The organism is Botrimarina sp. (assembly GCF_040219535.1).
Classification (GTDB): Bacteria; Planctomycetota; Planctomycetia; order Pirellulales; family Lacipirellulaceae; genus Botrimarina.
Genome location: NZ_JAVJSH010000025.1, coordinates 127,203 through 140,915, shown reverse-complemented (window position 1 = coordinate 140,915; position 13,713 = coordinate 127,203). Strand labels below are relative to the sequence as shown.

The 13,713-nt window shown below is 71.8% G+C and carries 9 protein-coding genes; 5 read left to right on the top strand and 4 right to left on the bottom strand.

Features of this window, described 5'->3' with window-relative positions; all coding sequences use genetic code 11:
* The first annotated feature begins 214 nt into the window (after positions 1 to 214).
* From infA to RIC11_RS15550, 4 genes are all read left to right on the top strand, one after another.
* On the top strand, positions 215 to 448 hold the full coding sequence (gene infA / locus RIC11_RS15565; RefSeq protein WP_350212918.1) for a translation initiation factor IF-1: 234 nt from the start codon (positions 215 to 217) through the stop codon (positions 446 to 448).
* 242 nt (positions 449 to 690) lie between these two features.
* The gene (locus RIC11_RS15560; RefSeq protein ID WP_350212916.1) at positions 691 to 2,466 is read left to right on the top strand and encodes a hypothetical protein; all 1,776 of its coding nucleotides are present in this window, start codon (positions 691 to 693) and stop codon (positions 2,464 to 2,466) included.
* A 79-nt stretch (positions 2,467 to 2,545) separates the two neighbouring features.
* The gene (gene lysA, locus RIC11_RS15555; RefSeq protein ID WP_350212914.1) at positions 2,546 to 3,931 is read left to right on the top strand and encodes a diaminopimelate decarboxylase; all 1,386 of its coding nucleotides are present in this window, start codon (positions 2,546 to 2,548) and stop codon (positions 3,929 to 3,931) included.
* 158 nt (positions 3,932 to 4,089) lie between these two features.
* On the top strand, positions 4,090 to 6,042 hold the full coding sequence (locus RIC11_RS15550) for a DNA-methyltransferase (protein ID WP_350212912.1): 1,953 nt from the start codon (positions 4,090 to 4,092) through the stop codon (positions 6,040 to 6,042).
* Between the two features lie 67 nt (positions 6,043 to 6,109).
* Here the strand turns inward: RIC11_RS15550 and RIC11_RS15545 are convergent, their stop codons facing one another.
* Positions 6,110 to 7,711: a sulfatase family protein gene (locus RIC11_RS15545; protein ID WP_350212910.1), complete on the bottom strand. Its 1,602-nt coding sequence runs from the start codon at positions 7,709 to 7,711 to the stop codon at positions 6,110 to 6,112.
* 128 nt (positions 7,712 to 7,839) lie between these two features.
* On the opposite strand from RIC11_RS15545, the gene RIC11_RS15540 reads away from it, so the two are divergent.
* On the top strand, positions 7,840 to 10,131 hold the full coding sequence (locus RIC11_RS15540) for a sulfatase-like hydrolase/transferase (RefSeq protein WP_350212908.1): 2,292 nt from the start codon (positions 7,840 to 7,842) through the stop codon (positions 10,129 to 10,131).
* A 34-nt stretch (positions 10,132 to 10,165) separates the two neighbouring features.
* Here the strand turns inward: RIC11_RS15540 and RIC11_RS15535 are convergent, their stop codons facing one another.
* The 3 genes from RIC11_RS15535 to lpxD all read right to left on the bottom strand — a co-directional run bounded on the left by RIC11_RS15535 (position 10,166) and on the right by lpxD (position 13,707).
* Positions 10,166 to 11,152 (bottom strand): sigma-54 interaction domain-containing protein, encoded by a 987-nt coding sequence (locus RIC11_RS15535; RefSeq protein WP_350212907.1) that lies wholly within the window; start codon positions 11,150 to 11,152, stop codon positions 10,166 to 10,168.
* A gap of 556 nt (positions 11,153 to 11,708) precedes the next feature.
* Complete coding sequence (locus tag RIC11_RS15530) at positions 11,709 to 12,608, bottom strand: LpxI family protein (protein WP_350212905.1); 900 nt, start codon at positions 12,606 to 12,608, stop codon at positions 11,709 to 11,711.
* On the bottom strand, positions 12,598 to 13,707 hold the full coding sequence (lpxD, locus tag RIC11_RS15525; protein WP_350212904.1) for a UDP-3-O-(3-hydroxymyristoyl)glucosamine N-acyltransferase: 1,110 nt from the start codon (positions 13,705 to 13,707) through the stop codon (positions 12,598 to 12,600). The genes RIC11_RS15530 and lpxD overlap by 11 nt, the downstream gene beginning before the upstream one ends.
* Between the last annotated feature and the right edge of the window lie 6 nt (positions 13,708 to 13,713).

The window sequence follows — 13,713 nt, the reverse complement described above, 5'->3', positions numbered from 1 at the left end:
CCACCAGCCGCGCCGGCGACCGCGGCCGGAACAATCGCGCGAACTGGCCCTACCGGTCGGGATTTGGTACTCTTGCGGTGCGTTTGTACGGGGCTCGGCGGCTTTCCGCCGTGCAGACCGCATCGTTTGTGGTCCTCTCTCCCCCGTTATCGCGACCCCGTCACCCGTGTGTGGCCGGCACGGCGCCGGCCCCCCAACCCGGCCCCCGGACCGTATGGCGAAGCCACAGAAAGAGAAAGAAGAAGCCTTGGAAGTCGAGGGCGTTGTCACGCAAGCCCTCGCCAACACTCGGTTTAACGTCGAGATCGAGGGCGGGCACATCGTCAACGCCTACATCGGTGGGCGGATGCGCAAGCACTACATCCGGATCGTGCCGGGCGACAAAGTGCGGGTCGAGCTCTCTCCGTACGACCTGACCAAGGGCCGCATCACGTACCGCGAGCGGTGACGCCGCGCCGGCGCCCCACTGGCGCCGCCGCCGTGTTCGTTGCGCTCGTTACGCCGGCCCCTCGGCCACAAGATCGCCACGGCCGCGACGAATCCCTCCGCAGCGAGCCCTCGGTGCGCCGGTCGTCCGCAGCGGCGTCGGCCGGCCCCGGCGGCGCCCTACGGCGCGCCGGTCGGAATGTAGTACGATTCGGAAACCCAACTCGCCCCACCCGATCACTCCGCCCGCCAGGAACCGCGACCGTGACTGTTTCGCTCCGCCGCTTCGCCGTTAGCGCGATGTCGTTTTGCTGTGCGGCGCTTGTCGCCGGCGCCGCCGTCCTGCCCGCGTTCGCCCAGACCTCGGCCACCGCCGAAGCCGACGCGCCGGCCGAATCGCCCGCCGACGACGCCGCCGAGCTCGAAACCGTGGCGGTCGCCGCGCTGAGCGGTCACCAGACGGTCCTCAGCGACATCGACTTCCTCGGCGGCCTCGCCGGCAACCCGGGGCTGAGCGGCATCGTCACGTTCTTCTCCGGCGGCGCGCTCGAGGTGCTCGACGGCTCGCGGCCGATCGGCGTGGTCGTGCAGACCGACGGCGCGCAGTTCACTCCGATCGTGTGCCTGCCGGTCGCCGATATCGACCGCCTGCTGCAGGTCGGCGAGAACTTCAACCTCGAGCCGATCGACGCGGGCAACGGCGTCTACGAACTCGAAGCGAACGACCAGGTCCTGTTCTTCAAGAACGTCGGGCAGTGGACCTTCGCCGCGCAGTCGGTCGACGCGCTCGATCTGGCGCCGGCCGACCCGGCCGCCACGCTCCAGTCGCTGGTCGACTCGTACGACCTCGGCGTGACGCTGCGGGCGGCCAACGTGCCCGAGATCTACCGCGAGATCGCCCTGGAGCAGCTCCGCGAAGGCATGGAGCAGGGCCTCGAGCAAGAAGCGGACGAATCGGACGAGGACTTCGCCAAGCGGCGCGAGCTGGCTCAGGCGCAGGTCGAGCAGATCGAGGACCTGATCAAGGGCCTCGACACGCTCACGGTCGGCTGGAACATCGACGCCGAGAACCGCCAGACCTTCCTCGAAGTCGTCGCGATCGCGGCGCCCAAGACCGACATGGCGCTGGCCATGACGGCCTACCGCCCGTCGTCGACCGGCGTGAGCGGCTTCCACCGCCCCGAGTCCGCCGCCAGCCTGCTCACCCACGGCGACACGCCCGACGAGCTGCTCGAGAAGCAGCAAGAGCAGATCGAGGCGGCCATCGCGACGTTCCGCAAGCAAGCGGACAAGGCCATCAGCGAGTCCGAAGAGGGCCCGCTGGCTGACCCCGACATGCGTGAGGCCCTCCGCTCGGCCGCCAACGACCTGATCGATGTCTACGCCCAAATGGCCCGCGACGGCGACGCCGAGCTGGCCGGTTCGCTCGACTTGTCCGGCGAGGGCTGGGACCTGATCGCCGCCGCGAAAGTGAGCGACCCGGAGAAGGTCGAGTCGGCCTTCAAGAAGGTCGCCGAAGCGGCCTCCAAAGACGAGAGCTTCCCCGGCGTCGAGTGGGGCTACGCCGAGCACGCCGGCGTGAAGCTGCACGGGATGTCGGCGCCCGTCCCCGAAAACGGCCAGGCCCGCGACACGCTCGGCGAGAGCGTGCGGCTGATCATGGGCGTGGGCAACGAGCGCGTCTACTTCGCCGCCGGCCCCCGCGGCGAGGAGGCCCTCAAAGCGGCGATCGACCGCTCCGCGTCGATGGCCGACCAAGAGGTCATGCCGGCCGAGGTGATCGTGTCGCTCAAGCAGGTGCTCACCGCGGCCAAGAAGGTCGCGCCGCCGCAGCAAGCCGGCATGATCGGCATGGTGCTCGACGGGCTCGAGCAGACCGCCGAGGGCAAGGACCACCTCCGCGTGACGGTCGAGGCCGCGGAGTCCGGCCGCGGCGCGAGGATCCGCTACCTGCTCGAAGAGGGCGTGCTGGCCGCCATCGGCAAGGCGGCGGCCGCCGCCGGCAACCAGATGCAGGGGGGCGCCCCCGGCGGTTTCTGAACCGAGCCGCCGCCCGCCGCGGGGCTTGTTCGCCCGACCGGCGGAGCCCCCCTCCGCGCTCCCGCACGAGCCCCTCTCCTTGAGCCAGCCGCTGCCGAGCACCGTCGACCACTTTGCGGGCGTGCCGATCCGGCGCTTGGCCGAGGAGTTCGGCACGCCGGTCTACGCGTACGACGCGGCCCTGATCCGCCGCCGCGTGGCGGACCTCGCCGCGTTTGACGTGGTCCGCTACGCGCAGAAGGCGAACTCCAACCTCGCCGTGCTGGGCCTGATGCGCGAGGCCGGCGTGGTGGTCGACGCGGTCAGCGCCGGCGAGGTCGCTAGGGCCCTGGCGGCCGGCTACCGCCCCTCGCCCCAGGACCACGACGACGCGGCCCTCCGCGCGGGCCACCACCCGGCGATCGTGTACACGGCCGACGTGTTCGACCACGCGAGCCTCGACGCGGTCGTCGAGCACGACCTGCCGGTCAACTGCGGCTCGCCCGACATGATCGACCAGTACGGCGAGCGTTGCCGCGCGTTGGGGCGCGAGCGCGGCGTCACGCTGCGGATCAACCCCGGCTTCGGCCACGGCCACAGCCAGAAGGTCAACACCGGCGGCGAGGGCTCCAAGCACGGCGTGTGGCACGCCGACGTGGGCGACTGCCTCCGGCGCTGCGAGCGCTGGGGGCTCCGCGTGACGGGCGTGCACATGCACATCGGCTCGGGGACCGACATGGACCACCTCGGCCGCGTCGGCGGGGCGATCGAGCGACTAGCCTCGGAAGTCGGGCCTTCGGTCCGCACCGTGAGCGTCGGCGGCGGCTTGTCGGTCCCCTACCGGGGCGACGAGCCGACGGTCGACGTGGCCGCCTACTACAAGACCTCCGACGGCTTCCGACGGCGCCTCGAAGAGGCCTTCGGCCACCCGGTCGCGCTCGAGATCGAACCGGGACGCTACCTGGTCGCCGAGTCGGGCGTGCTCGTGACCGAGGTCCGCGCGGTCAAGCGGCAAGGCGACCTCAACTACGTTCTGGTCGACGCCGGCTTCAACAACCTCGTCCGCCCGGCCATGTACGGCGCTTACCACCCGGTGGCGGTCGCCCCTCGACAGGCGGGAGGCCGGAGGCCGGAGGCCGGAGGAAGCGCAAGTGACTTAGCGGGCGGACCCTCCGGCCTCCAGCCTGCAGCCTCCAGCCTCGACGGCGAAGCCTTCGTCGTCGCCGGGCCGTTGTGCGAGTCCGGCGACGTGTTCACCCAGGCCGAAGGGGGCTACGTCGAACCGCGCCCCCTGCCCCGCCCGGCGGTCGGCGACCTGCTGGTGATCGGCTGCGCCGGGGCTTACGGCTACACGATGGCGAGCAATTACAACAGCAAGCCGCTGTGCGCCGAGGTGCTGATCGACGGCGGCGCGGCTCGCCTGATCCGCCGCGCGCAAACGAGTGACGAGCTCATCGCGGCGGAGCTTGCGGGCGAGCTGTCGTAGCGCCGTTCTGGCGAACATCGCCGTGCTCTCTTCCGCCAAGCCGTTGGAACGACACTCGCTTGGAGGGCAGTCGGCGCCGAGCCCAGGCAACACCGTGTTCGCCCGCTCGGTCCGCAAGGTCGTTGCTAGCACACCGGGCGTTCTGGTACGCTCGGCGGATGCCCAGCCTCACGGAAGAAGCCGCCGCCCCGCCGGCCCACTCGTCCCCCGCCCGCAGGCCCGTGTCGACCGGCGCCGGAGCGCACGCCGCGGCCCCCGCCCCCGGCGCGATCCACCAGGGCGACTGCGTGGAGCTCCTCCGCCGCGTGCCCGACGAGTCGGTCGACCTGGCGTTCGCCGACCCGCCGTACAACATCGGCTTCAAGTACGACGAGTACCACGACCGCCACGAGGACGAGGTCTACCTCGCTTGGTGCGAGCGGTGGATCGCCGAGCTCTACCGCGTGGTCAAGCCGACCGGCGCGTTCTGGCTCGCCATCGGCGACGAGTACGCCGCGGAGCTGAAGGTCGCCGCGCGGCGCATCGGCTTCACGACCCGCAACTGGGTCGTGTGGTACTACACGTTCGGCCAGAACTGCACCCGCAAGTTCAACCGCTCGCACGCGCACCTGCTGCACTTCATCAAGGACGAAGAGCGGCACACGTTCAACGCGGCCGACCCGGCCATCCGCGTCCCGTCGGCCCGCGCGCTGGTCTACGGCGACCGCCGCGCGAACCCCACCGGCCGCCTGCCCGACGACACGTGGCTTGTCAGGCCGGAGCCCGGAGACGGGAGGCCAGAGGAAGACTCTCTTGCATCCCGGTCCCTCCAGCCTGACTTCGTCCTCCGTCCCCAGGACCTCCGCGACGATCCCGACGCGTTCCACCCGCAAGACGACACGTGGTACTTCAGCCGTGTCGCCGGCACGTTCAAGGAGCGGCAGGGCTTCCATGGCTGCCAGATGCCAGAGCAGATGATCGGGCGGATCGTGCGTGTCAGCTCGAACGAAGGCCAGCTCGTGCTCGACCCGTTCGCCGGCAGCGGCACCACGCTGGCGGTCGCCAAGAAGCTCGGCCGGCGGTGGATGGGGTTCGAGCTCTCGCGCGACTACGTGCGCTACGGGACCGATCGCGTGCGGTCGGTCGCCGAAGGGGACCCGCTGTGCGGCCCCGCCGACCCGGTCCGCAGCGCGCCGACCACCGCCAAGGGCCGTCGCCTGAAGGGCCACCCGATGGCCGAAGAGGCCTCGGCCAACGGCCACGCGGCGCCGCCCCCCGCCCCCGCCCCCGCCCGGCCGGGCGGGGCGGGTCAGGAGCTGCGAGAGCTGACGCGGCAGGCGCTCGTCGACGCGTTCCACGCGGCCGCCGGCGGCGCGTCGCTCGACTGGCTGCTGTGCCGCGCCGACCTGCAAGCGGCGCTGCACGAGCGGTGCGAGGAGGCCGGCTTGCTCGGCGGCCCGGCCGACTGGAACCGCGAGCTGCTCAAGCTGCGCAAGGCGGGCCTCTTGAAAGCCTCGGCTCCGAACGACCAACCCTCCAAGGCGGACCGCCCCGGCGGGGTCTCGGCCGCCGCGATGGTCGCCGGCGAGACCGCGTGGGCGCGGGCCAGGACGAAGCACGCCGGCCGCTCGCTCGACCAGCTGCTGAGCGACCCCGCCACGGCGGCCACCTTCGATCGCGCGGCCGCCAAGGGGGCGCCGGGCGAAGACCCGGCCTTGTGCCGCTGGGCCGCGTTGCGGCTCCGCAAGGCGGCCAAGTCGCACAAGGAAGAGGCCAGCCGCTGGGGGTACGTCGTCGACAAGTTGGTCGATCAACTCGCCGACAGCCGCGCGCGCAAGCTCACCCCGCGTGCGATCCAGCCGCTGCGCGACGCCGGCGGCGTCTACGCGATCGTGACGGGCCCGAAGCCCGCCGACGGCGCCGCGGTCTACGTCGGCGAAGCCGACAACCTGCACGAGCAACTCGCGCAGCGGATCGCCCACCCGCTCGCCCGCGGCGCGTCCTACTTCGTCGCCCTGGAGGACGCCCGGCTGCCGAGCGACGCCTACCGCCACGCGCTGCGCTGGAACCTCGTGCACCGCCTGCGGCCCGCGCTGTCGATCGACCTGCTCGCCGACGCCGAAGTCTTCTAGAGCGACGCCCTCCCCGACCCGAAGGCGCTAGCCGCGGGCAAACCTTTGAGCCGCTCGCGCCGGCGGCTCAAGGCCTTTGGTAGGCGGGGCTCGGCTCGAAGTCGGGGTTCTGCTCGGGGCGGTAGTCCGCCGCGTCGATCCAAGGGGCCTCCGGCGCCTGGCCGGAGGTCAGCTTCTCGTAGAAGCCGCGCGTCGCGGGGCTGCTGTACGGGTAGTCGTCGAACAGACGACCCTCCCCCCGCATCCGCGGGTCGCCCTCTTCGGCCAAGCGGCGCTGCATCTCGCTTCGCAGTTGCTGGACCACGTCGGCGTAGCCCGCGTCGGTCGCGAGGTTGTCGATGCAGTCCGGGTCGTTCTTGAGGTCGTACAGCTCGTCGGCCGGGCGCTTGCCGAAGCACAGCTCCCAAAACCGTGAGCCGCCCGGCTGCCCAAACGCGTCGAGCACCACGGTCTTGGTCGGGCTGGCGTCGCAATTCGGGTACCCGGCCTCGGGGTTGCCCGCCGGCCAGCGGTCGGGCTCGTGGTTGCGCAGATAAAGCCAGCGGGCGGTGACGACGCCGCGTATCGGATAGCCCTCGTCGTGCGGCCGCCCCACGTCGTGGCGCTCTTTGCCGATCAGCACGCCGCCCCGCGGCCCCTCACCGCCGTCGGCCGACCCGAAGCGATCCGTCAGACTCTGTCCCGTGATCGCGGCCATCCCGGTTTCCTCCGCGTCGACGCCGGCCGCCTCGAGCACCGTCGGCGCGAGGTCGATCATAGAAGCGAAGCCACCGACGGTGCGCCCCGGCGCTTCGATCCCGTCGGGCCAACGGACCGCGAGCGGAACGTGATTGGACTCCTCGTACGCCTGCCCCTTGCCGCGCGGGAACGGCATCCCGTGGTCCGAGGTGACCACCACCAGCGTGCGGTCGAGCTCGCCGCGGGCTCCGAGCAGCTCGAGCATCCGCCCCACGTGCTCGTCGAAGTGCTGCACCTCGAGCGCGTAGTCGAGCAGGTCGTTCCGCACGACCTCGTTGTCGGGCCAGTAGCCGGGCACACGGTCGATCTGGTCGGTCGTCTTCCCGGCGAGCCGCGCGCCCGACCCGTACTCGTACCCGCGGTGCGGCTCGAGCGAGCCGTACCAGAAGCACCAAGGCGCCGAGCCGGCGGCCTCGAGGAAGTCTGAGAAGTTGCCCGCGTAATCGTTCTCCGAGATGCCCTTCGTCGGCGGGTCGAGGCGGCGGTCGGCGAAGCGCTCGCCGGTCAGCTCGCGCGGCCGGCCGTCGGCGGTCTCGGCCCAGCCGGGCGCCCAGCCCTTGCCCGTGTAGCCGACCCGGTACCCCGCGTCGCGGAGCGCCTCGACGAAGCCCTTGTACTCGGGCGGGAAGATCGCCGAGTGGTTCGCCGCCGCGCCGAGCTGCCACGAGTTCCGCCCCGTGAGCAGGCACGCACGCGACGGTGCGCACTTGGCGTTGGGCGTGTAGAATCGGCGGAACAGCAGGCCCTCGCGGGCGACCCGGTCGAACGCGGGCGTGTCGACCCAGTCGCAGCCGTACGCGCCGGCGTGGCCGTAGGACCAGTCGTCGGCCACGCACAGCAGCACGTTCGGGCGCGGGTCGCTCGCATCCGACCACGCGGCGACCAACGAGAGGGCGACCAGCGTAGCGATGCGGTTGGCGGCCAGGGGCATACTTCGGTCCGATGCGATCGGTAGCGTGGGCGAGCGGCGAGGTCGAGCACCGCTACTTTACTTGCCCCGCGCTCGTTTGGCTGCGACCGATTCGATCCCGACGACCTACCGGCCAAGGAAGCTCGAAGGTGGAGCACGAAAAGACTCGATTTTGCGTTGCCCTCGCGGTCGCCACCGTGCTGGCTGGCCTGAGCGGCGCCGGCGCGGCAGCCCAAGGGCCGCGGAACGTCGTGCTGGTCGTCGTCGACGACCTTAGCAACTTCATCGGCCAGCCCGACCGCCTCGCCGGCCTGCTGACCGATGAGCAAGCACGGTCCGAGTTTGCGCCGCATCTCTCGCGGCTCGCCGCCAAGGGGGCGGTCTTCACGGCGGCCCAGGCCACGCCCGCGTCGCGAGCGGCCGTGATGACCGGCGTGTCTGGCTACGGCGCCGGCTCTGGCGGCCAAGAGCCAGCCCCGCCCGGGGGCGTCCCGACCGTTTCGGCGCTCCTCAAACAACAAGGCTACGTCACCAAGGCGACCGGGCTTGCTGAGCAAGACCGGCCACGCGCCAGTCCCGAGGCCGAAGCCCCACCCGGCGCGGCCTGGGACGAGGTCAGGCCCTTCCGCCGCGACGCCGCCGAGCCGCACCGTGTCGTGCCGCAGGAGTGGGCGATCGGCGAAGGAGGGGCTGGCGGGTTGAGTTGGGCGCGGCTCGTGCCCACGACCGACGGCGCGGACGACCGTTCGCCGCTCGCCAGGGAGGACCTCACCAACTCGCTCGACGATCGGTTGGCTGGCATTTGGGCGGCCGAGCAGATCGCCAACCGGCCCCGGGGCGCCGAGCCGATGTTCCTCGCCGTCGGCTTGTCGGCCCCCGCCCTGCCGTGGGTCGCGCCGGCCGACTTCTACGATCGGTTTCCCCTCGACGGGATCACGCCCCCCGAGTCGCCAGCCGACGACCGCGACGATCTGCCTCCGCCCGCTGAGCAGCCCCAGTCCACCGAGCGGCCGGGGCTGACCGGCGTGCACCAGCGGTTGCTTCGGGCGACGCCGGACTCGGACCTCGCTTGGCGGACCGCTATCCAAGCCTACCTGGCCAGCTACGCCCTAGCCGACGACGCGATCGGCCCGATCGTCGACGCCGTCGAAGCGATGAACAACGACTTCGACCCCGGCAACGACTGGGCGGTCGTGCTGTTGTCGCCTCGGGGGATGTCGCTCGGCGAGAAGGGCGTGTGGGCACAAACGACTGCCTGGGAAGCGTCGACCGGCGCGACGCTGTTGCTTTATGCCCCGGGCCTCATCCCGCCGGGCCAACGGATCGCGAGCCCGGTCTCGCTGGCCGACGTCGCGCCCACGCTCCTGGACTTGGCCGGCGTCGAGCCGCCCGCGTCGATCGAAGGCAGGACCTTGCTCCGCCTGGTCGCCGACCCGATCGCCGAGCCCGGCGCGGCGGTCGTCACTTCGTCCGGCGGCTCGGCCCAAGCCGTGCGCAGCCACCGCTTCCGCGTGGTCTTCTACGACGACGGCTCGGGCGAGCTGTACGACCGCCAGAACGATCCCGGGGAGCACCACAACCTGCTCCACGAGTCGGGCGCCGAGCACGCCGCGCGCTACGGCATGACCCCCGACCGGATCGAAGCCCTCCGCCGTTGGCACGGCAGGCGGCTGCTGGAGCACGTCGCACGGACGCGCGGCGCGGGCGCCGACGTGCGACGCCTTGCCGAGAGCATCGCGACCGACCCGCTCGCCGACGCCCGCCAGGTCGAACTGCCCGGCGACGGCGCCGCACGCGAGCTCTCCGACGAACCGGTGGGCCCCGGGGAAGACTTCCTGGCGTGCCTCCACGCGCCGGTCAGCCGGGACACAAGCGTGCTGTCGCTGCGGGTCGCCGACAAGAACCAACAAGCTGGCTATGAGCTACGGGTCGCCCTGGCGGAGGGCCGGCCCCGGTCGGCCGAACTGGTTCGGCTCAACGGCGGCGCCGGCGAAACGCTCTTCCGCCTGCCGGCGGCGCCGCTCGGCCGGGCCGACGAGCCGCTCGAAGCCCTCGGTCTGCAAATAGCCCACACCGCCGCGACCGGGGAGCTCGGGCTGGTGGTCCAAGACCGCCGCGGCATCGGGCTCTTCCGCCAAGCGGTGCGGCTGCCCACGCCGATTCCGAAGGGCGCGCACGTCGCCGCTCGCCACGAGACCGCCAACGGCGACCCGGTCGAGGCCCAAGCCTTCGTCATGGCCGAACCCGGCGCGGCCCTGCCGGGGGACTACACCCGCGACGGGGCCGTCAACGCGGCCGACGCGACCGTCTGGCGCGACGCGCTGGGGTCCGACGTGGCGCCCGGCCAATCGGCCGACGGCGACTACGACGGCCGCGTCGAACAAGACGACCAGCTCTTGTGGCGCGAGAACTACGGCCGCCGCCTGCCGCCCGCAGAGTGACCACTCGTGTGACGCGGCCCTGCGGCGCCGGCATTCAGGCCTCGTCGTCGGCGTGCTGAGCGAGCAGCCGGGTGAGCGTGTTCGGGTGCACGCCGAGCAACTCGGCCGCCCGCCCCTTGTGCCCGCCCGTCGCCCGCAGCGCCTGCCGCAGCGCCATGCCGCGTAGGCGATCGAGGTTCGTGCACGGCAGCGCGGCGTCGGCCGACGCGGTGCGTCGGGTGACCGGCAGCGAGGGCTCGCAGTCCAGCACGTAGCCCTGCTCGATCGCGTGCGAGAGCTGTCGCAGGTTGCCCGGCCAAGGGTACTCGCAGAACTCGGCCAGCCGCTGGGGCGTCGGACGCCAGCGGGGGCGTGAGTACTTCGCCGCGTACTTCTCGGAGAAGAACTCCACCAGCCGCGGGATGTCTTCGACCCGCTCGCGCAGCGCCGGCACCCGCAGCTCCACCATGTTCAGGCGGTAGTAGAGGTCCTCGCGGAAGCGGCCCTCGGCGACCTCTTGCTCGAGGTCGCGGTTCGTGGCGGCGACCACCTGCACGTCGATCCGCTGCGGGTGGGCCGAGCCGACCGGGGTGACCTCGCTCTCTTGCAGCACACGGAGGAGCTTGGGCTGCAACTCGAGGGGCATCTCGCCGACTTCGTCGAGGAAGACCACGCCCCCTTCGGCAGCGCGGAACACACCGAGGCTCTGCCCCGCCGCGCCGGTGAAGGCGCCCTTCTCGTGGCCGAAGAGTTGGCTCTCGGCGAGAGTCGCCGTGAGGGCCGCGCAGTTGACCGGCACGAAGGGCCGCTTAGCGCGGGGGCTGAGCTCGTGGACGGCCCTGGCCCAGACCTCCTTGCCGACGCCGGTCTCGCCGGTCAGCAGGACCGTGCACTGCACCTCGGCGGCGCGCTCGGCGTGCCGTGCGATCTGCCGCATGCGCGGGCTTTCGCCCAAGACCCACGACCCGGCCTGGTCGGCGGGCCGGCTGGTCAAGCGGTCGAGAGGAGAGGTCGTTCGCGGATCGGACGCCGTGGTCGGCATGCCTGTCTCTGTGCCCCGTCGCCTCGGGTCGGCCGGCGCCACGCGTGTCTTGCGTGTCGGCGGCAGCCTCCGGCCGATGTCAGCGAGCCGCCTCGGCCCGCCTCGGGGAGTGTCGTTACGCTGGGCCTTGGCGCCGCCTAACCGGCGGCCGTCGGCCCGCGCTTGAAGCTCTCCACGCTGATTTCTCTGCGGCTTCCACTACGGCTTTCTCTGCGGCTTTCGCCACGGCGGCCTGTCGGGCCGCGGGGCTCGACCAGGATTGGCCCAGTGGGAAGGGCTTCAAACGTTCGTCAGGGTCACGAGCACTCCAAACGTTTCGCAAGTCGCCCCCTTCGCGGCCTCTGCGAAGTGGGCTGGGGCTCACCGGGGACCACCCGCCGGCGAGGCTCTCTGTTCCGCTTCATCCTAAACAGGGGTCGCTGGCCCCTCAACGAAAGCGCTCAGGAAAAGCTGCCTGATCAGCGACCCGCTGATGGTTATAGGGCCTTTTCTACCTGCGTAGGTTACGCGGACGGCCTATCTTCGGCGCCGCTAGCCCGCAGTCGCCCGCTGCGCCTCAGGCGGCGAGCGGCAAGCAGTCTGCGGCCGACCGCAGGGCGACGACCGTCACCCCCATGCGCGCGGCCTCGCGCCGGAACGCGTCCTGGTCGAGCAGGATCGTGCGGTCGGCCTCGATGGCGAGCACGCGGCCGCCGGCCTCCCGCATGGTGCGGAGCGTGCGGAGGCCGACCGTGGGCACGTCGAACCGCATGTCTTGCTGCGGCTTGGCGACCTTGACCACGGTGAAGCCCCCGCCCCGACACAGCTGGCCCGCGCGGCCGATGCACAAGTCGGTCCCCTCGATCGCCTCGACGGCGAGCACCGCCTGGCCCTTCACGCACACGCTCTGACCCACGTCGAGCCGCCCCATCTCGCGCGCCAAGCGCCAGCCGAACTCGATGTCCGTGCGCTGCGCGGCCGACGGGGCCGGCCCCGCGACATGGCCCTCGCGGACCAATAACTCCGGGGCGAAATCGGTGGCCGGTCGCATGGTGACGCCTCCCTCGGCAAAGACCTCGACGATCCGGCCTAGCAGCGTGTCGTCGCGCCGGTCCGCGCTGCGCGTCACGAAGCTCCGGTAGAACGCCCTCGCGCCGGTCGGGTCGGGCGCGTAGCGGAGCCACATGCCGGGGTCGTACAGGCGGACCTTGTGGAACTTGCCGGCCATGGTTGCTTGCAGCACGCCGTGGCGGCGGAACAAGCGGATCGCCTTGCCCAAGCGGCTGGGGCCGATCCAGTAGAACGCGTCGGCGAGGGCGTCGTAGTCCTCGCGCCGCGCGTGGCCCCGCACGCCGAGGCAGACCACCCGGCGGCCTTCGGCGCGGAGGCTCTGGGCCACCACGATCGGCAGACGCCCCCACGCGGCGAGCACGCCGACCGGCTTGGTAGAGTTGTCGTCCAACTTCTCAAGCGGCACGTTTTTCTTCGGCCTGAACGGAGGGTTCGTCGCCGGCCTGGCCCGCGCCCGTCACGGCCGCTTGCAGCCTGGCGACCTGGCGCTTCAGCTCGCGGAACTCCTTGCGGAGCTGGGGCAGCTTGGCGATCGCGGCGAACTTTAGTTTCTGCTCGCGGAGCGGCGTGGCCGGCGCGCCGAGCATGACCTCGCCGTCGGGCACGTCGTTCGACACGCCCGCCATGGCCGAGAGGACCGCCCCCTTGCCGATGTGAACGTGGTCCCGCACGCCCACCTGCCCGGCCATCACCACGTAGTCGCCCGTGGTGGTGCTGCCGGCGATGCCGACTTGCGAGCACAGCAGGTTGTGGCGGCCGATGCGGCAGTTGTGGCCGATCTGCACGAGGTTGTCGATCTTGGCGCCGTCGCCGATACGCGTGGGGCCGTACACGCCGCGGTCGATGCAGGTGTTCGCGCCGACGTCGACGTCGTCGCCGATCTCGACCGTGCCGAGCTGCGGCGCCAGCACGTGGCGGCCCGCTTCTTGGCGGTAGCCAAAGCCGTCGGCGCCGATCACCGCGCCGCTGTGCAGGCGGCAACGCTCGCCCACGAGGGTCCCCGGGTAGAGCGTCACACGCGACGCGAGCCAGGTCGACTCGCCCACGCGGCAGCCGTCGCCGACGACACAGCCGGCGCCGATCGTCACGCCGTCGGCCAAGACCACGTGCTCGCCGATCACCGCGCCGGCGCCGATCGACACGTCGCGGCCGAACTCGGCCGACGGCGGCGCCACGGCCGTGGGGTGGATGCCGCTGATCCGCCGGGTGGTGTCGGGCCGGAAATGGCGCACGATCGCCGCGAACGCCTTGTGGACGCTCGCCACGCGGATCGTCGGCCGGCCGGTCGCTGGCCCATCCAGCGGGGCGACCACGGCCGCCGCGGGGCAGCCGGCCAGCCGCGGCAGGCTCTCGGTCCGGTCCACCAGCGTGATCGAATCGCGGTCGCAGTCTTCCGGCGGCCATGCGCTGGCGACCGGGGTCTCGGGGTCGCCCTCGACGCGGCCGCCGACCATCTGGGCGAGTTCCCGCAGCGTCGCCGACTTCGGCTGGTTGTCTGTTGCCATGTGGTT